Consider the following 18,071-nt stretch of genomic DNA (forward strand, 5'->3'; position numbering starts at 1 on the left):
ACCGTAGACCTACGTGGGGGTGCGCCAGCGCCCTTCGTACCACTCCACGCTCGGTGGCTCGCCGGGCAGCGGGGTCGTGCCGGGGGCGCGCAGGCCGTCGAGCGCGACGGCCAGCAGGCGCTGCTTGACCCGCTCGTGCTCCTCGCTCGGCGGGCCGGGGGCCGGGCGGCTGAACTGCTCGATGAGCAGCGACACGTCCAGCGTGGTGACGTCGGGCCGCAGCGCGCCGGCCTCGCGGGCCCTGGCGATGAGCGTGCCGGCCAGCTCGGAGGCCCTGCGGGAGGTGCGCCACATCTCGTCGGTGACCTCGATCGTGCCCGCGACCGGGGCCAGCGCGCCGGAGCGGCCCTCCACGCAGGCCCGCACGTACGCCTCCAGCCCGGTCCACGGGTCGGGCTCGGCCAGGGCCGACTCCAGGGCGGCGACCACGCGTTCCATGGCGATCAGGCAGAGCCGCTGGAGCAGCTCCTCCTTGGTGCGGTAGCGGCGGTAGAGGCTGCCCATGCCCACGCCCGCCTGTCTGGCGATGGCCGAGACCGGCGCGTCGAAACCCTGGGTCGTGAACACCTCGTGAGCCGCCTGGAGCAGCCGCAGATCGTTCCGCGCCGCCTCGGCCTGCCTGCCGCGTCCTGCCATGCCGTACAGAATATTGCGGAGCGCTGCGCTCCGATATACGGTTCTTTTCGGAGCGAAGCGCTCCGACAAAGGAGGCCGGTCATGCGTGCGGTGGTTCTGCGGGAGGTCGGCGGCCCGGGGGCGCTCGTCGTGGAGGAGGTGCCCGACCCCGTTGCGGGGCCGGGTCAGGTGCTGGTCGAGGTGGCGGTCGCGGGCATCACGTTCCTGGAGACGCAGGTGCGCGCCGGCCGGGGGCCGCGCGCGGCCGAACTGCCCGCGATCCTGGGCAACGGGGTGGCGGGCACCGTGCTGGCGGTGGGCGAGGGCGTGGACGCGGCGCTGACCGGCTCCCTGGTGGTCACCACGCTCGGCGGGTACGGCGGCTACGCCGAGCTGGCGGTGGCCGCCGCCGGGGACCTGATCCCGGTGCCCGCCGGGCTGTCGGCGCGGGACGCCGTCGCGCTGCTGGCCGACGGGCGCACCGCCGTGGGGCTGGCCCGCGCCGCCGCCCCGCGCCCCGGCGAATGGGTGCTGGTGGAGGCCGCCGGCGGCGGGGTGGGCAGCCTGCTGGTGCAGCTCGCCCGCGCCGCGGGGGCGCGCGTGGTCGGCGCGGCGGGCAGCGCCGGGAAGCGCGACCTGGCCGCGCGGCTCGGCGCCGAGCTGACGGTCGACTACACCGCCCCGGGCTGGGCCGACGAGGTACGCGCCGCGACCGGCGGCCTCGACGTCGTCTTCGACGGCGTGGGCGGCGAGATCGGCGCCCAGGCCCAGGACCTGCTGAAGGACGGCGGCCGCCTCAGCGTGTACGGCATGGCGGGCGGCCCGATGACCACCCCCGCCCCCCGCGTGACCGCCGTCGCCTGGCCAGGAGCGGACCCGCGCGAGCTGGCCCGCGAGGCCCTGGAGCTGGCCGCCGCCGGCCGGCTGCGTCCCACGGTCGGCAACGTGCTCCCGCTGGAGTCGGCGGCCGAGGCGCACGCCGCCGTCGAGGCCCGCGCGGTCACCGGGAAGTCGCTGCTGCTGCCCGCCCGCGCCAGGACGGTCCTGGTCACCGGCGCCACCGGCAACCAGGGCGGCGCGGTGGCCCGGACGCTGCTGGAGCGCGGCTAGACGGTCCGCGCCTGGTCAGGGACCCGGCCTCGGACGCCGCCCGCGCCCTGGCCGCGGAGCTGGGCGTGGCGCACCTGGTCTACAGCTCGGTCGGCGGCGCCGAGCGGGACACCGGCATCGCCCACTTCGCCAGCAAATGGGCGATCGAGCGGCATCCCAGCGCCGCCTCGAAGCGGGCGCGCAGCTCCGACAGCCGCTTGACCGGCTCGGCGCTGTAGACGAGGCGGACGTACCGGGGGGCGACGCTCTCGCCCCAGGCCGTCATGGGGGTGGCCGCGACCCGCCCGCGTTCCATCAGGCGGGCCGACAGGTCGTCGGCGGTCAGCCCCATGGCCCCGGCGTCCACCAGGACGGACCAGCCGCCGCCCGCCCGGACCACCGGCAGCCCGTCGAGCTGCGCGAGCACGGTGTCGTGGCGGGCCTGGTACTCGGCCGCCGCCTCCGCCACCCCCGCGCCCGCCGGGTCGGTGAGCGCGGCGGCGGCGCCGTACTGGTGGTAGCCGCTGGCCACGGTGGTGTTGTAGATGGTCGCGACCATGATCCGGGACATGATGTCGGCCGGGCCCGCGACCCAGCCGATCCGCCAGCCGATCATCCGGTACTCCTTGGACATCGAGCCGATGATGATCGTGCGCTCGGCCAGGCCGTCCACCTGGCAGGGGTTGATCCGCGGGTGGCCGTCGAAGACGATGCGCTCCATGGCGGCGTCGTAGATCAGGTACGCGCCCGTACGCTCGCAGAGCCGCGCGACCGCCTCCCAGTCCTCCCGGTCGAAGACCACGCCCGACGGCATCGACGGGCTCATCAGCAGCAACGCCGCCGCCGCGGGCACCTGGGCGAGGGCCTCGCGGTCCAGCCGCCAGCGCCCGTCCTGCACCCGCAGCGGCACCAGGTGCGGGCGCGCGCCCGACAGCCGCACCCGCTGGAGCAGGCCGGCGTAGGTGGGGTCGGTGAGCACCACGGGCTCGCCCGGCTCGGTCGTGGCCAGCAGCACGGGCATCACCGCCGACGTGCCGCCCGAGGTGACGCACACCTGCCGCAACGGGTCGTAGTCGAGCCCGGTACGCGCCCGCAGCTCGGCGGCGATCGCCTGGCACAACACCGGCAGCCCGGTGAACGGCAGCCAGCTGTTGCCCGTCCCCTCCTCCAGGGACCGCCTGGTGGCGGCCACGGCGGACGGCGGGGGCGGGACGTCGGTGTCCAGGTTCTCCAGGCGCAGGACGTCGGGGTCGGCCCCGGCGGCGGACGCCACCTTGTCGATGTCGAACGGCTGCACCTGCGCGAACCGGGAGTTGGGCCGCATGACTGCACCTCCATGCCTCGTTCCGTTTACGGAACACCTTGGGACACCCACGGTCCTCCCCGGAGGACGCGGGTGTCAAGGGGCGGCACGGAGGTGCCGGCGGCGGTCAGGCCAGGGTGCGGACGGCCGGGCCGTCGTAGTGGTCCGGGCCCTGCATCGACAGGTCCAGCGGCTGGACCTACTGGTCGGTCGTGCACAACCCGCGCATCGGGTCGATCGTCCAGACGATCTCGGTGATCCCGTTCGCCATCCCGTGGGTGGTCGTCGGGGCGGGGCTGCAGCTCGTCACCAAGTCGGTCGCGCCCGAGCTGTTCGGCACGTTCTGGCTGCTGGCCGCCGCGACCGCGGCGATCGCGTTCCCGTTCATGTACCGGGCGGTGGAGAGCTCGCTGCTGGCGGCGGGGGCCGTACGGCTCAGCGAGGCCGCCGCCACCTGCGGCGCCGGGCCCGTCCGCACGCTGGTCAGGGTGGTCCTGCCGGCGATCCGCGGCGGCCTGGTCTCCGGCGCGCTGCTGGTCATCGCGACCGCCATGAACGAGTTCGCGCTCGCCAAGATCCTCACCGGCGTCAGCTACGAGACGCTGCCGCTCTGGTCGGCCAGGCATTTCGTCTCCCGTACGCTCGGCGACCCCAACGCGCTGGCCGTCGTCACCATCTTCACCTTCGGCCTGCTGTTCACGCTGTCCGCGCTGGTCGTCTGGCTCGGCCGCGGCCGGGTGTGCGCGTCCATGGCCACCGCTCCGGTCCAGAAGGGCACCACTCCATGAGCCACGTCGTACTCGACCGCATCACCAAGCGCTACGCCGGCCACACCGCGCTCAACGGCGTGAGCGTCAGCGTCGAGCAGGGTGAGCTGCTGGCCCTGCTCGGCCCGTCGGGCTGCGGCAAGACCACGCTGCTGCGCTGCATCGCGGGCCTGACCGGGTTCGACGGCGGGCGGCTGACGATCGGCGGCGCCGACATGGCCGGCGTGCCGGTGCGCAAGCGGCCCATCGGCATGGTCTTCCAGTCGTACGCGCTGTTCCCGAACCTCACCGTACGCGGCAACGTCGCCTTCCCCCTGACCGTCAGGAAGCGGCCTGAGGAGGAGGTCCGGGCCCGTGTGGACGAGATGCTCGACCTCGTCGGCCTCGACCACCTCGGCGACCGCCTGCCCAGCCAGCTCTCCGGCGGCCGGCAGCAGCGCGTCGCCCTGGCCCGCGCGCTCTCCCCCCGCCCCGAGGTGCTGCTGCTGGACGAGCCCCTGTCCGCCCTGGACGCCCAGGTACGCCACCGCCTGCGCGACGAGGTCCGCCGCATCCAGCACCAGGCCGGCATCACCACCGTCTTCGTCACCCACGACCAGGCCGAGGCCCTGGCGATCTCCGACCGGGTCGCGGTGATGAACGCCGGCGACATCGAGCAGTGCGGGCCGCCCGCCGAGATCTACACCGCCCCCTCCACCCGCTTCGCCGCCGGCTTCGTCGGCAACCGCAACACCCTCGAACTCGACGCGGTGGACGGCCGCGTGACCGCGAGCGGCGCGTTCGACGTCGAGGCGCCCGCGCCCCGCGTCCTGTGCATGTTCCGCCCCGAGGACGTCGAGCTGGCCAAGGACGGCCCGGGGGCGCGGGCGGTCGTCGACGTGACGGTGTTCCTGGGCGCGACCACCCGCGTGTACGCCCAGGCGGGCCCTTCGGTGATCTTCGCCGACGTGCCGTCCAGGGCCGCCGCGGGCCTGTCACCCGGGGACGAGGTACGCCTGCGGGTCGCCGCCGACCACGTCCAGGTGTTCCCCGCCTGACCGATTCCGGCCGTCAACCGCCGAGCCCGAACCAGAGCACGGCGAACACGCCGCACGGCAGGCCCGCCAGGACCAGCGCGATCAGCACCCGCCACCGCAACGCCAGCCCCGGCCCGGTCACGAACGCCGCGACGGCTCCCGCCCCGGCGAAGACGGCCGCGGCGCCCACGGCGTGCGCGGCGGTGGACGGCCACCACGGCAGCAGCTTCCCGGTGGCCCAGAACGCCACCGCCGCCCCGGCGGCCACCAGCGCCGCCCGGCGCGCGGGCCGCACGTCCACGCGCTCCAGCACGTACGCGGCGCCGGCGAGCATGACCAGGCTGATCGCCAGGAGGGCGCCGAGGGCCGGGGCCAGGCAGTCCCAGTCGGCGCAGCCGACGCCCGCCCACGCCAGCCGGGCGGTGGCCCACCACAACACCCCCAGCGCCCCGCACACCCCCGCAGCTCGCCCAATACGCCCCGTCATGCATTAATCGTCCCACCCTCAGGAGACACGGGCCGCTGCCAGGTGGGACGGGCCGCCGTCAGGCGGAACAGGCCGCCCTCAGGAGGAACGGGCCGCTGTCACGAGGAACGGGCCGCGCGGAGCTCGTCGGCCTCGGCCTCGGCGGTCCTACCCAGGGCGCGCAGGGCGACGGCGCGGTTGGCGTACAGGTCGGGCTGCCGGTCCAGCTCGACGGCCCGGGTCAGGTCCGCGACCGCGCCTTCGGCGTCGCCCGTGGCGTAGCGCAGCACGCCCCGGTTCCCCCAGGCGGCGGCCAGCTCGGGGGCGCGCTCCAGGGCCAGGTCGAGCGCCGCCGCGGCCTCCTCGAAGCGGCCCGCCGTCGTCTCCAGCTGGCCGAGCACGGTGAGCAGGTGCGGGTTCTCCGGCGCGCGGGCGAGCCCGGCCGTGACGTCGGCCCTGGCCTCCTCGTCCCGGTCCGCCGCCGCCAGCAGCCCGGCGCGGTTGACGTAGGCGTCCAGGTAGGCGGGGTCGAGCTCGATCACCGTGCCCAGGTCCGCGAGCGCCCCCTCCACGTCCCCCCGCACGGTACGCAGCTCCGCCCGGTTGTAGTACGCCTCCGGCAGCGGCGGCCCGGCCCGCATGGCCCGTTCGTAGTCGGCCAGCGCCTCCTCGGTCTGTCCCAGCCCGAACAGCAGGTTCCCGCGTTCCAGGTAGGTGTCGGGGAAGGCCGGGTCGATGGCGATGGCGGCGGTGTAGTCCTCCAGGGCCTCCTTGGCGTGGCCGAGCGCGGCCAGGAGCTGGGCCCGGTTGGCCAGCAGCACCATCCGGTGCACGGGGTGCCGGTCGCCCAGCTCGGCGGCCAGCTCGATGGCCGACTCCACCAGCGACAGCGCGGCTTCCGGGCGTCCGTGCCGCAGCTCGATCAGCGCCAGGCCGTTGCGGTCGAAGCCGAGCTTGAAGGCCCGTTCCAGGGGGTCGGGCAGCAGCCCCGCGATGGCGATGGCCTCGTTGATCCAGCGCCGGGCCCGGCCCAGGTCGCGCCGCGCCGGGTCGGGGTGGCGGGCGTCGAGCATGGCCGTCCCGTACGCGGCGGCGGCGTGCACGACCGGGTCCTGGCTGGCCGCGCGTGCCCGGTCCCACAACGCCCGCGCCTCCCGGACGTGGCCGAGCCCGCCGAGCGCGGTGGCGGTGCGCTGGGCGAAGCGCCACCACCGGGCCTCCCCCGGCTCCGTACGGGTCAGGCCGCGCTCTCCGAGTTCGGCGGCGGCGTGCAGGAAGCCCTCGCGCATGCAACGGTCCACCAGGGGCCACAGCTCGTCGGCATCGCGTTCGTCGGGGGGCGGCTCGGGCCCGTCGGCGTAGACCATGACGGTGAGCGTGCCGGGCGGGACGCGCCGGGTCAGGACGTCCAGGAGCTCGGTGTCGGTCGGGTCGGCGTGCGCGCCGTTGCACACCGCGAGCGTCGCGCCCGGCCGCACGGCCCCCCGGACGAACTCGGCGATCCCGTTGGCCAGCCTCAGCGTCCGGCGGGGCGCCGGCACCAGGATGCGTTCCTCGTCGGGCAGCCCCGCGTCGATGGTCGTCCGCCGGGCGGGCACCCGTCCGGCCAGTTCGGGCGCGGCCGCCCGGATCTCGATGTCGTACGCCCCGACCAGCTCGGGCGGGGCGTCCGGCACCAGGTGGCGCAGCAGGGCGGCGCCCACGGTGTAGGGGCCGCGTGGCCGGCGATGCGCGTCTATGACCGGCATCAGCAGCCGTACGGCCCCCCATCGGGCAGGTGGCCCGCCCTGGACGCTGAGGTGGGGCCTGTCCCCGGTCACCCCTTGTGAATGACGCCTGCGGTCCCTGCGAGCCTCGCGGTGCCTGGCTTCCGGACGACGATGCGCTTCATGACGTGCCTCTCCGCTGGGTGTGATTTCCCATTATTCGGACACCCAACCGGATATCAAGATTTATGGTGGATTAGTGGCGGTTTAGCGCATAAGAAGTACCTGGCATTTGTGTGCGTCCCGCAGCCTATTGAGACCGGAACCAATGCTCGACCGCCGCGACCCGCGTCTGTTCCGACTCCTCCATCAACGCGCACAGGCACCGCCCGACCAGCGTGACGGACTGGCAGCAGCCGGGCCCCGGCAGCTTCTTGGCGCGCACGATCGCGGTCGCCCGCTCGATCAGCCGCTCCAGGCTCGGCTCCCCGCCGCCCTTGAGCGCGTGCGCGTTCCACGGGCACGCCTCGACGTCCCCGCACGCGCTCCTGGCGATGAACGGCGCCGGCCCCGGCTCGAAACGCAGCCGGTCCTCACGCTTGATCCGCAGGTCGGCCAGCACCAGGGCGGCACGGCGGGAGACCGCCAGCAGGTCGCGCCTGCCCGGACGGTCCTCTTTTCCCTTGACGGCCCTCTCCGGCAGCGCCAGCAACATCGCCGCGGCCATCAGCCCGCCGCCCATCACCATGCTCCAGCCCACCTGCTCGTGGAACCAGATCACCGCGATGGCGGCCACCCAGAGGGGCTGCGAGGACATCATGATCGCGCTCGGCACCGCCGGCACGTGCTTCTGCCCGTACGAGCGGGCCAGGAACCCGAGGGCGCACGACACCACGGCCAGATGCGCCAGGATCGCCCAGTCGGGCAGGGTGGACGGCAGCGTGATCCCGTCGCGCAACGCGAAGCCCCCGGTGAGGATCCCGATCGTGAAGAGCTGGATCGTGGTCAGCGCGTACGCGTGGAACCGCTCGCCCTTCTTGGACAGCTCGGCGAGCATGAGCGTGTGGCCGGAGTAGAGCGCCGCGGCCGTGAGCGTGACGCCGAGCGCGAGCAGCGAGACCTCGTGGTCCTCGACCCCGCGCAGCAGCGTGAACACGGTCATCCCCGCCATGGCGAGCACCACCCCCGCCCACACCCGCCGCGGCGCCCGGCTCCTGAACATCACCAGGGCCAGCACGGGCGTGATCACCACGCTGCACCCCACGGCGAACCCCGACACCGCCGAAGGCAGGCTGTGCAGCGCGAGCGCCTGGGCGGTCTGTCCGACGCCGAACAGCAGCCCCAGCACGAGCCCGTTGACCCACGTCCCGCGCGACAGCCCCCGAAGGCAGCGTGGCCGGATGAGCAGCAGCGTCACCGCCGCCACGAGGTACCGCTCGGCGAGCAGGTCCTCAACAGGTAACCGGAGAATCAGATCCTTCATCAGCGGGAACGCCGACCCCCAAGCGGCGCTGACGAACAACAGAAGCACGGCTCCCAAGAGGGGTCGCGGAGCGGGCACGCCTGCCATGGAGCAGAGCATGCCACTACTGAACGCATACACCAGAGCACGGGACGAAGCCGGTGAGGCTCCTGTTCCACTTGGAGTTAAGAGCCTCACTCGCAGGCCCGAAACATCCATACCGGCGTCGGCGAAAACGGTTCTTTCCTGCGGTTACTGCCTAGTAAGGCAGAGGTTCTCACCATTCGCACGGTGTACCGGCGCGTACGCGGACCGTGCGAGCGAACCGATGCCGCACCCCGGGCCGTCACTCTCCGCGAGCGCCGCGAGGCGGTGTGGTCACGCCTGAGCGTAAAGCTCGCAGGAGCCCTGCGGGGGCGGAAAAGGAGAACGAGCCAGGGCCCCGGGAGGGGATGGGGCGTGCCGTCGGGTCCGGAAGCGTCGGACCCCGACGTCTCGGAGCTAGAGCTCCATGGCCGGCGCGCGCGCCAGCCGTTTCTCGCCGTAGATGACGACGAGGTCGCCCACCTGGCAGCGGGAGAGCTCGCGCCAGCCCTGACGGGCGTACAGCGCGAGGGCCGCGCCCTGGTTGAGCGTGGTGTCGCCGCGCAGGCTGCTGAAGCCGAGCTCCAGGGCGCGGTCTTCGAGCGCCGAGAGCATGGCGCCGCCGTAGCCGCGCCGCTGGAACTCGGGATGCACTCTGAGCCTGCACACCTCGGCGGTCTCCCGGTCGACGGGCTTCAGGCCGCCCATGGCGACCACCCGTGAGCCGGTCTCGCCGACGATGAAGTCACCTCCGCAGGCCAGGTAGATCTCCTGGATGCGGGGGAAGTCGTCGTCGTAGTAGACGCCGTCGCCGGGTTGGAGGCCCACCTCGGCGAGGCAGATCCGGTGCAGCGCGAGGATGGTGTCGAGATCGGACCAGCGGTACCGCCGGATCTTCAACGTCATCCACCGCTCCCTTCCTTCTGGGCCGACCTTCGGCGCAGCTGAGCGCTGAAGTCGGCCAGCATGTGATGTTTGTCGACCTTTTTCATGATCGCCTGCTCCAGAGCGAGCGCCGGGCGGATGATGAGGTCCGTAAGGTATTCATCCCCCAAGGCGCTCAAAGCTTTCGTACCGATGTGAAGGGCTTCGTCGACGTCACCCTCCAGGAGGCGGCACTGGGCCTGGTCGAGCCTGATCAGGGTCTGGTCGAGGACGTGGTCCTCGTACTTGCCGAGCGCCTGGTCGAGCACCACCTCGGCCTCGATGGTCTGGCCGAGCTTGGTGAGCACGTCGCCCTGGTAGAAGTAGAGCTGTTTCTCGGTGTAGCCGAAGGCCATGTCCTCCTGCTCCTCGCTCTTCATGTGCGAGAAGGCGCTCCTGGCCCGCGCCAGCGCGCGCTTGGCCTGGTCGACGACCTCCTTCTTGCTGTCGGTGCCCGAGAGCATGGCCAGGGCCCGCGCCTCGACGACCGGCGCCATCGCCTGGGCCACGCACGGCACGGTGCCCGCCAGGTCGCGGCTCTTCTTGGCGAGGTTGAGTGCCTCGCGGGCGTCGCCGTAGTAGAGGGGGACGAGCGACTCCCTGGCCGTGATCCACGCCCGCAGCGCCCGGTCGCCGGTCTCGTCGGCGGCGATGCGACCGGTACGGAAGAACGACCGGGCCAGCCGGTGGTCACCGAGATTGATCATCACCATGCCGCTCAGGCCGGCCAGTTGCGCGGCCATGCGGCACAGCCGGTCCTGGAGGTCGATCGGCTGCCGCTGGGACAGCGCCGTACGGACCGCGCTCAGCTCCAGCAGCACGTCGCACAGCAGCCGCAGCGGGGGGGTCGTCGTGTACTGGCGGCCGAAGGCGAGCGTCGCCTCCTCCCACTGGTCGAGCATCCCGCCGGACACGGTGGCCGAGACCAGCGTCTGGTCCATCCGCCGCCGGATGCCCTCGCACGCCCCCAGCATCGGCCCGTCGAACTGCTGCTTGAACGAGACGTCGGTGTCGAGCAGGTTTAACAACGTGCGCCGCAGGATGTTCTCGTCCTCCTGGGCGGCGGCCTCGGTGACCATCGGTTGCAGCACCAGGTCGCGGGGGAGCGACGCCGACCCCATGCGCGCGGTGAGCTCGCTGAGCGTGCCGGGCATCCGGTGACCGTGGCCGCAGATGCAGGGCCCGTCGAAGCCGAGCTCGATGGGCTCCACCCGGTAGACCGAGCACAGGTAGTGCAGGTATTCGGGGCCCGGGCGCTTGAGCCCGCTCTCGTACGCCGACAGCAACGTCTCGCCGATGCCCGGCGGCGCCTTGGCGTCGCGCTCGAACAACGCACGCACCTGTTCGATCACGTCCGCGAGCGCGATGCCGTAGGACAGGCGGTGCGCCTTGATGCGGGTCGTGCTGAACAGTGGTGAGCACGCCTCGTGGATCTCTTCAGCTATCTGGGCGGAGGTGCGTCCGGTGGCAAGGCCCTTGGCCCTGATCCGCCGGGCGATCTCCGTTTCCCTGTGCTGCCTGCCGGACATCCCGGCCCCTCTCCCGATGTCTCGACCCGTCAAGACTGGTGACTCAGCGTAGCCCTCAGGTAGCTCTTCGCCTAGAGACGACTATGAAGCAGTGAGGACCGTTTGGAAACGTGCTCATCAAGCCTACGGTTAAGGATCGTCCTCCGAGGGACTGTTTCTTACAACCCATGAGGGAATAGCCACTCCCTGTGATCAGGGAGGTGGCGTTGCGTGTGCTGTTGACTTGGGCCATGTTTGGCCCACCAGCAACGATTCCCAGGGAGGACAAGAAGGTGACGGACGACAAGATCGGACATCTGCAGCGCCTCGTATCCGAGCTCGGCGCTCGCGGTCTGCTCGCACGAGTGGTCCAAGCCCAGAACGGCCGGCAGTTCGTCCGCGTCATCAACCCGAAGGCGACGAGCCTGTCCGAGAACGTCACCTGCCGCCCGGCGAACGCCTCGGACCTTCCCGACTGGTGGTACTGCTGGTCCTGGGGCGAACCCATGCACACGGCCGACGACCCGGCCGGTGCCGCGACCAAGGTCGCACGCGTGCTCGCCGCGGTGGGAGAGTGACGACGCGGTGATCCGGGTGGAGCGCAGCCACCACGGCTCACCGTCCCCGCTGCGGCCTCGCGGGGCCGGCGGGACGATCGGTGCGGAGGGTGTCCGGGTCTCCCGGCCCCTGATCGTCCCGCCGGTTCCGGCCCTTTCGCGCGGGCGGGTGCCCGTGCGCGCAGAACAGCCCGGCCGGGTGCGCCCGCCGGGTGCCGGGGGGATGACCTCCCCCCTTGGAACCGGAACGGGACACGCTTCCGGGTGCGTGGCCCGTCCGAGCCGTCCGTCATCGGAGCGTCCGGTCTCTCCCTCCGCGGCCCAGAGACCGGGCGACCCCGTCTTCCCCGGCGTGATGTGACGGCGGCCGGTTCGGTCAGCGGTATTTTTAGATCCAATTGGACTGATTTGCCGCTGACCGAACCGCTTCCTGAGGGGGATCCACCCAGTGTTCCTGTTGGTGACATCAGGGCCATCATCTACGCCCGCGCCGGCGGAGTCGTCGCTCGTGCAGGACTTCGACAAAATGAGCTCGCAGATGGCGCAGGCCTGTCAAGGTGACACAGTGATCTGTGGTCCCCTGGTCGATTGGCTGAACAACGCCTCGTGGGCGCCGTTGCTGGCCAGCCTGATCACCATTGTGCTTATCCTGGTGCTCGGGTTCGTCGTGCGGAACATCTCGCACCGGGTGATCACCAAGGTGGTGAACCGGGCCGCCACCGGCGGCTCGCTCACCAACAGGTTCCGCCGCGGCGCCGCCACCGACGGCATCGACGCCCTGCTGCACGAGCGCCGTAAGCAGCGGGCCGAGACCATGGGCTCGGTGCTCAAGCACGTCGCCTCCATCGTCGTCCTCGGCACCGCCGCGCTGACCGTGCTCGACCGGCTGACGATCCCCATCGCTCCCCTGCTGACCAGCGTCGGCATCCTGGGCGTCGCGATCGGCTTCGGCGCGCAGGAGCTGGTCAAGGACTTCATCGCCGGCATGTTCATGCTGCTGGAGGACCAGTACGGCGTGGGCGACGTGATCGACGCGGGCGCCGCCGTCGGCACCGTCGAGGCGGTCACCCTGCGCGTCACCCGGCTGCGCGACGCCGACGGCCGCGTCTGGTACGTCCGCAACGGCACGATCACCCGCGTCGGCAACGAGTCGCAGGGCTGGTCGCGGGCCTTCTTCGACGTCCCGGTGGCCTACGACGCCGACATCACGGCCGTGCGCGCGGTGCTGGAGATCGTGGCCGAGGAGATCTGGGCCGACCCCGAGTACCGCGAGAGCGTGATCGTGGAGGAGCCGCAGGTCTACGGCGTGGAGCAGCTCTCCGACAGCGCGCTGGTGTTCCGCATCACCGCCAAGACGCTGCCCTCGCGCCAGGCCGAGGTCGCCCGGGAGATCCGGCTCAGGGTGAAGTCCGCCCTGGACTCCGCCGGGATCCCCATGGTCGCCATCGCCTAGGGACCCCCTACCTGCGGTTGGCCGTCGTTCGCGGCCGACCGTAGGGTGAGAAGGTGACAGAGACCTCCTTCTACGACGCCGTAGGCGGCGAGGAGACCTTCCGCCGCCTTGTCCACCGTTTCTACGAAGGTGTCGCGGAAGACCCGCTGCTGCGGCCGCTCTACCCCGAGCCCGATCTGACGGGCGCCGAGGACCGGCTGCGTGGATTCCTGATCCAGTACTGGGGCGGCCCCAACACCTACAGCCAGGAGCGCGGCCATCCCCGGCTGCGCATTCGCCATGTGCCGTTCGTGATCGGGGAGGCCGAGCGCGACGCCTGGCTGCGGCACATGCGTGACGCGGTCGACTCGCTCGAACTGCCCGAGGAGCAGGCGACCCGACTCTGGGACTATCTGGTCTACGCGGCCCAGAGCCTGGTGAACTCGCCGACATAACGGGCATGACGCCCACATGGATATCCCCTGGTGGCGCGATGCCGTCGTCTACGAGATCTACGTTCGCAGCTTCGCCGACGCCTCAGGAGACGGCGTCGGCGACCTGGCCGGGGTACGGGAAAGGATCCCGTACCTGAGGAGGCTGGGGGTCGACGCCATCTGGCTGACGCCGTTCTACCCCTCGCCGATGGCCGACGGCGGTTACGACGTGGCGGACTACCGCGGCGTCGACCCGCTGTTCGGCACGCTGTCCGACTTCGACGCGCTGGTGGCCGAGGCCCACGGGCACGGGCTGAAGGTGCTCGTGGACGTCGTCCCCAACCACAGCTCCTCCGAGCATCCCTGGTTCCGGGCCGCGCTGCGGGGCGAGGGCCGCGACCGGTACATCTTCCGCGACACGATCAACAACTGGCAGTCCACGTTCAGCGGCCCGGCGTGGACCCAGGTCCCCGACGGGCAGTGGTACCTGCACCTGTTCGCCCCCGGCCAGCCCGACTTCAACTGGCGCAACCCCGAGGTGCACGCGGAGTTCCTCGACGTCCTGCGGTTCTGGCTGGACAAGGGCGTGGACGGATTCCGCATCGACGTGGCGATGGGCCTGTACAAGGCCGAGGGGCTGCCGGACGTCGGCGACCAGTCGTTCAAGGCGGTCTCGCCGGTCTGGGGGCAGCCCGAGGTGCACGGCGTATACCGCGACTGGCGCAGGGTGCTCGACGGCTACCCGGGTGAGCGCATGGCCGTCGGCGAGGTCTGGACCGACAGCGCCGAGGACCTCGCCCTCTACGTACGCCCCGACGAGCTGCACCAGAGCTTCAACTTCGCCTGGCTCCAGGCGCCGTGGTCGCCGACCGCGTTCCGGAAGGTGATCGACGACACCCTGGCCTCAGTGCCGTACGCGACCTGGGTGCTGTCCAACCACGACGTCGTACGCCATCGCACCCGGTACGAGACCGCCGATCCCGGCACGGGACTGGCTCGGGCCAGGGCGGCGCTGCTCACGATGCTGGCGCTGCCCGGCTCTGCCTACCTCTACCAGGGCGAGGAGCTGGGCCTGCCCGAGGTGACCGACCTGCCCGACGAGGCCAGGCAGGACCCGGTGTTCTTCCAGTCGCAGGGCAGGCTGCCGGGCCGCGACGGCTGCCGGGTGCCGCTGCCGTGGTCGGCGGAGTCCCCCTCCTACGGGTTCTCGCCGCCCGGCGTGCGGCCGTGGCTGCCGCAGCCGGCCGCCTTCGCCGAGCTGACGGCCGAGAAGCAGGAGGGCGACGCGGACTCGACGCTGGAGTTCTACCGCCGGGCCCTGGCCTGCCGCCGCGAGCTGGCGGGTGTGATTCCTTACACCTTGGAGTGGCTGGACTCCCCCGAGGGAGCACTTTTCTTCTCCCGGGGCCCGCTGATCTGCGCGATCAACTGCGGGATGGAGGCCGTACGGCTGCCGGATCACGACGCGGTGCTGCTGTCCAGCGGCCCGGTCCAGGCGGGGACGCTGCCGCCGGACGCCGCCGTGTGGCTGCGCCGGGAGTCATGACCGAAGGCCGGCCCGCTGCTCGCCGCGGACGGGGATGACGGGCAGCGAGACCAGCGCGCAGGCCAGGCCCGCCGCGTACGCCGCCCAGTACCCCGTCCCGGTGATCAGCGCTCCGGCCAACGGGGTCACCGCCAGGGCGACGACGTTCTGGACGGTGTTGTGGGTGCCGAGCACCTTTCCCGCCCAGGCGGGCCCGGCCAGCTCGCCCGCCCGCAGGTAGGCCAGCCCGTTGCCGGACACGGTGAGCACCGACGCCGTCGCCAGCGCCACCGGGCCGAGCAGGCTGTCCGTCGCCGTGCCCACGACCAGCAGGACGAGCACGGCCAGGCAGGCGCAGGTGAGCAGCAGCAGGGGACGCATCCGCAGGCCGACCCGGTCCGACCAGCGGCCGACGGCCACGCGGACCACGGCCCCGGCGACGGCCGACAGGCCGAAGAGCTGGCCGGCCGCCACGGCGTCCCAGCCGTACAGGCCGACGAGGCAGGTGACGCCGTACGTGCTGACCACGATCTGCGGCACCGCGTGCAGCCCGCTGGTTGCGTGCACCCGCCAGAGCGTCGGCTGCCGGTACGGCGAGCGCGCCGGCCCCGCGCTCCCCCCGGAGATCGAGCGCGGCGGCTCGGCCAGGAACAACCCGGCCAGGACGGCGGCCAGCAGGCTCACCGCGGAGCAGACCAGCAGCACGCCGGGCAGCCCGTGCGCCCGCGCGACCGGCGGCAGCACGAACGCCGCGACGGCCATGCCGAGGGTGTAGGAGACCTGGCGCAGGCCCATGGCGACCCCGCGCTCGGGCGGCTGGAACCAGCGCAGCACGATCCGGCCGCCGCCGACCATAGCCGCCGAGCCGGCCGCGCCCGCCAGCGCGAGCAGCGCGATCACGGCCCAGGCGGGCCCGGCGAAGGCCACGGCGGCCAGCAGCACGGCCGCCAGGCTCACGCCGATGCCGAGGACGAGGCGCTCGCCGTGCCGGTCGGCCAGCGCACCCCAGGCGACGAGCGCGACCAGGACCCCGATTCCCGGGGCATTCCCAATGATTCCGGCCACTGCCAGCGGAACCCCGAAATGTCGCTCAATTTCCGGCATGACGAGAGGCAGGCCGAAGAGTCCTAAGGTGACGCTCGCATGGGCGTTGACGCCTAACGCGAGCATCAGCCAGCGCTTCCTGCCAGGACCGGCGGACGGCTGCGCGTCCAGGACGGTCAGCCCTCGGCCGAGTAGCGCTTGAGCAGGACGAGCTCGTCCTCGCTGAGCCGGCGCGGCGCGGCCCGTTCGACGTCGTAGGCCACGATCACCGAGGTGGCGGTCACGTAGAGCTCGTCGTCGTCGCGGATCTCGTAGGACAGGGTGAAGCGGACCGGCCTGATCTGGGTGACCCAGGTCTCCACCCTGACCGGCTCGGCGCGCAGGCCGAGCGGCCGCCGGTAGTCGATCTCGTGGCGGGTCACCACGAGCCCTCCGAAGGGCGCCTCGCCCGCCCTGGCCGGATCGATCGCGAACATGCCGAAGCGGGCGTCCTCCAGGTAGTCGAGGAAGCGCACGTTGTTCACATGCCCTTGGGAGTCGATGTCGGCGAATCTGACCATGCGAGGGAAGACGTGCCGGTTCGCTGAGGAGGGTTCTGCCACGTCCGCCACGGTACCCGTACCGTCCGGCCCGCCGGTCACCGGGCCTTGCGGCGGGCCAGGCAGGCCAGCACGGTCAGCACCGAGATCGAGGCCATGCAGGTGAGCGCCCAGCGGTAACCGGTCACGAGGTGGCCGACCGCCTCGCCGGAGACCTGCGAGAGCGTCCCGGCGAAGACGCGCTGGTGCAGCGCGGCGGGGAGGGGCGCGGTGATGATCGACAGCACCAGGCCGGTGCCGACCACGTTGCCGGTGTTCTGGAGCATGAGACGCATGGCGTTGACGATGCCGAGCCGTTCGGAGGGCAGGCCGTCCAGGATGGCGGTGGTGTTGGAGGGCAGGAAGACGCCCGAGCCGAGCCCGATGAGCACGAGCCCGGCGGTCACCGCCGCGTACGGCGTGCTCGCCGACATCGTGGCCAGCAGCACCAGCAGCCCGCAGGTCGTGGTGGCGGCCCCGGCCACCGCCAGGGTGCGCGCGCTGGTCAGCCGCTGGAGGAACCCCGACGTCACCGACGCGACCATGGCCGCCACCGCCAGCGGCAGCACCTTCAACCCGGCCTGTACGGGATCGTCCCCCCGCACGGCCTGGAAGTAGAGCGCGACGAGGAAGACCATGCCCATCCGCGCCACGGCGTTGAGGAAGGAGGCGAGCGTGCCGAAGGCGAAGGCCCGGTCGTGGAACAGCCGCATGTCCACGACGGGATGGGCGGCCCGCCGCTCCCTGGCCATGAACAGCGGCAGCCCCACGGCGAACGCGGCCAGGCCGGCCAGGACCACCGGATGCCCCCACCCGAGCCTGCCGAACTCCGACAGCGCCAGCAGCAGCCCGCCCAGCGTGACCAGCACGAGCACGCTGCCCGGCAGGTCGAGCCCGCGCTCGCGCCCGGCCGGTTCGGCCCGCCGCAGCGTGACAGCCCCCCACACCAGGCAGATCACGCCGATGGGCACGTTGAACCAGAACACCCATCGCCAGCCCAGGTTCGAGGCGAGCACGCCGCCGAGCGTCGGGCCGATCAGCCCGGCGATGGAGAAGGAGGCCACGTAGACGCCCATGCCCTCGCCCAGCCGCTCGCGTGGGAAGGCGTCGCTGACCAGGGCGGCGCTGTTGGTGAGCAGCATCGCGGCGCCGACGGCCTGCACGACCCGCATGGCCACGATCACCCACGCACCGGGCGCGAACCCGGCGAGCAGGGCGGCCGCGGTGTAGATGGCCAGCCCGATCAGGTACATCCTGCGCCTGCCGAACATGTCCGCCAGACGACCGAATACCACCATGAGGACGGTCGTGGTCAACTGGAAGCCCAGCAGGATCCAGCCCGCGGCCGTGGCGTCGGCCCCGGTGCGCCGGGCGATCTCGGGCAGCGCGACGTTGATCGAGCTGCCGCCTAACCCGGTCAGCACGCTGGCCAGGCTCACGACCGAGAGCGTGCGCCAGGCGTGGCCGGCGGAGGTGGTGGTGCTCGTCGTCACCAAGGGGCCTGTCCTTTCTAGATTTTAATACTAGAATCCAATTCAAGTCGTCGGCCGGTCAAGGATCG

Annotated in this window: 17 protein-coding genes; 7 read left to right on the forward strand and 10 right to left on the reverse strand. The window is 72.1% G+C overall.

Features of this window, described 5'->3' with window-relative positions:
- Positions 1–9: 9 nt before the first annotated feature.
- A complete protein-coding gene (locus tag ACIHAD_RS40300) occupies positions 10–636 on the reverse strand; it encodes a TetR/AcrR family transcriptional regulator (protein WP_397360056.1) in 627 nt (208 codons plus the stop codon).
- 81 nt (positions 637–717) lie between these two features.
- On the opposite strand from ACIHAD_RS40300, the gene ACIHAD_RS40305 reads away from it, so the two are divergent.
- Entirely contained in the window at positions 718–1,725 is a 1,008-nt protein-coding gene (locus ACIHAD_RS40305) for a zinc-binding dehydrogenase (RefSeq protein WP_397360057.1), read from the forward strand.
- Between the two features lie 79 nt (positions 1,726–1,804).
- Here the strand turns inward: ACIHAD_RS40305 and ACIHAD_RS40310 are convergent, their stop codons facing one another.
- Positions 1,805–3,028, reverse strand: a complete 1,224-nt coding sequence (locus ACIHAD_RS40310; protein ID WP_397360058.1) for a pyridoxal phosphate-dependent aminotransferase — start codon at positions 3,026–3,028, stop codon at positions 1,805–1,807.
- Between the two features lie 191 nt (positions 3,029–3,219).
- On the opposite strand from ACIHAD_RS40310, the gene ACIHAD_RS40315 reads away from it, so the two are divergent.
- Together ACIHAD_RS40315 and ACIHAD_RS40320 are read left to right on the forward strand one after the other, a co-directional pair.
- The gene (locus ACIHAD_RS40315) at positions 3,220–3,795 is read left to right on the forward strand and encodes an ABC transporter permease (protein WP_397360059.1); all 576 of its coding nucleotides are present in this window, start codon (positions 3,220–3,222) and stop codon (positions 3,793–3,795) included.
- The gene (locus ACIHAD_RS40320) at positions 3,792–4,811 is read left to right on the forward strand and encodes an ABC transporter ATP-binding protein (protein WP_397360060.1); all 1,020 of its coding nucleotides are present in this window, start codon (positions 3,792–3,794) and stop codon (positions 4,809–4,811) included. Before ACIHAD_RS40315 ends, ACIHAD_RS40320 begins: the two co-directional genes overlap by 4 nt.
- A 13-nt stretch (positions 4,812–4,824) precedes the next feature.
- Here ACIHAD_RS40320 and ACIHAD_RS40325 read toward each other — a convergent pair whose 3' ends face one another.
- From ACIHAD_RS40325 to ACIHAD_RS40345, 5 genes are all read right to left on the reverse strand, one after another.
- Entirely contained in the window at positions 4,825–5,277 is a 453-nt protein-coding gene (locus tag ACIHAD_RS40325) for a hypothetical protein (protein ID WP_397360061.1), read from the reverse strand.
- A gap of 98 nt (positions 5,278–5,375) precedes the next feature.
- The gene (locus ACIHAD_RS40330) at positions 5,376–7,076 is read right to left on the reverse strand and encodes a tetratricopeptide repeat protein (protein WP_397360062.1); all 1,701 of its coding nucleotides are present in this window, start codon (positions 7,074–7,076) and stop codon (positions 5,376–5,378) included.
- Between the two features lie 196 nt (positions 7,077–7,272).
- Positions 7,273–8,643, reverse strand: coding sequence for a DMT family transporter (locus ACIHAD_RS40335; protein ID WP_397360063.1), 1,371 nt, complete (start codon positions 8,641–8,643; stop codon positions 7,273–7,275).
- A 282-nt stretch (positions 8,644–8,925) separates the two neighbouring features.
- Complete coding sequence (locus ACIHAD_RS40340; protein ID WP_364092278.1) at positions 8,926–9,414, reverse strand: GNAT family N-acetyltransferase; 489 nt, start codon at positions 9,412–9,414, stop codon at positions 8,926–8,928.
- On the reverse strand, positions 9,411–10,961 hold the full coding sequence (locus ACIHAD_RS40345) for an XRE family transcriptional regulator (protein WP_397360064.1): 1,551 nt from the start codon (positions 10,959–10,961) through the stop codon (positions 9,411–9,413). Before ACIHAD_RS40345 ends, ACIHAD_RS40340 begins: the two co-directional genes overlap by 4 nt.
- Positions 10,962–11,149: 188 nt before the next feature.
- On the opposite strand from ACIHAD_RS40345, the gene ACIHAD_RS40350 reads away from it, so the two are divergent.
- The 4 genes from ACIHAD_RS40350 to ACIHAD_RS40365 all read left to right on the forward strand — a co-directional run bounded on the left by ACIHAD_RS40350 (position 11,150) and on the right by ACIHAD_RS40365 (position 14,909).
- Positions 11,150–11,518 (forward strand): hypothetical protein, encoded by a 369-nt coding sequence (locus ACIHAD_RS40350; RefSeq protein ID WP_397360065.1) that lies wholly within the window; start codon positions 11,150–11,152, stop codon positions 11,516–11,518.
- A gap of 544 nt (positions 11,519–12,062) precedes the next feature.
- Positions 12,063–12,950: a mechanosensitive ion channel family protein gene (locus ACIHAD_RS40355; RefSeq protein ID WP_397360066.1), complete on the forward strand. Its 888-nt coding sequence runs from the start codon at positions 12,063–12,065 to the stop codon at positions 12,948–12,950.
- A gap of 53 nt (positions 12,951–13,003) precedes the next feature.
- On the forward strand, positions 13,004–13,384 hold the full coding sequence (locus ACIHAD_RS40360; protein ID WP_397360069.1) for a globin: 381 nt from the start codon (positions 13,004–13,006) through the stop codon (positions 13,382–13,384).
- A gap of 16 nt (positions 13,385–13,400) precedes the next feature.
- Positions 13,401–14,909, forward strand: a complete 1,509-nt coding sequence (locus tag ACIHAD_RS40365) for an alpha-amylase family glycosyl hydrolase (RefSeq protein WP_397360071.1) — start codon at positions 13,401–13,403, stop codon at positions 14,907–14,909.
- On the opposite strand, the gene ACIHAD_RS40370 is transcribed toward ACIHAD_RS40365, so the two are convergent.
- From ACIHAD_RS40370 to ACIHAD_RS40380, 3 genes are all read right to left on the reverse strand, one after another.
- Positions 14,904–16,058 (reverse strand): MFS transporter, encoded by a 1,155-nt coding sequence (locus tag ACIHAD_RS40370; RefSeq protein ID WP_397360072.1) that lies wholly within the window; start codon positions 16,056–16,058, stop codon positions 14,904–14,906. The two genes, ACIHAD_RS40365 and ACIHAD_RS40370, sit on opposite strands and share 6 nt — an antisense overlap.
- Before the next feature lie 50 nt (positions 16,059–16,108).
- Positions 16,109–16,492: an acyl-CoA thioesterase gene (locus tag ACIHAD_RS40375; RefSeq protein WP_397360128.1), complete on the reverse strand. Its 384-nt coding sequence runs from the start codon at positions 16,490–16,492 to the stop codon at positions 16,109–16,111.
- Between the two features lie 77 nt (positions 16,493–16,569).
- Complete coding sequence (locus ACIHAD_RS40380; protein ID WP_397360073.1) at positions 16,570–18,003, reverse strand: MFS transporter; 1,434 nt, start codon at positions 18,001–18,003, stop codon at positions 16,570–16,572.
- Positions 18,004–18,071: the final 68 nt, after the last annotated feature.

It is taken from the genome of Nonomuraea sp. NPDC052265 (assembly GCF_044547985.1).
Taxonomy (GTDB): Bacteria; Actinomycetota; Actinomycetes; order Streptosporangiales; family Streptosporangiaceae; genus Nonomuraea.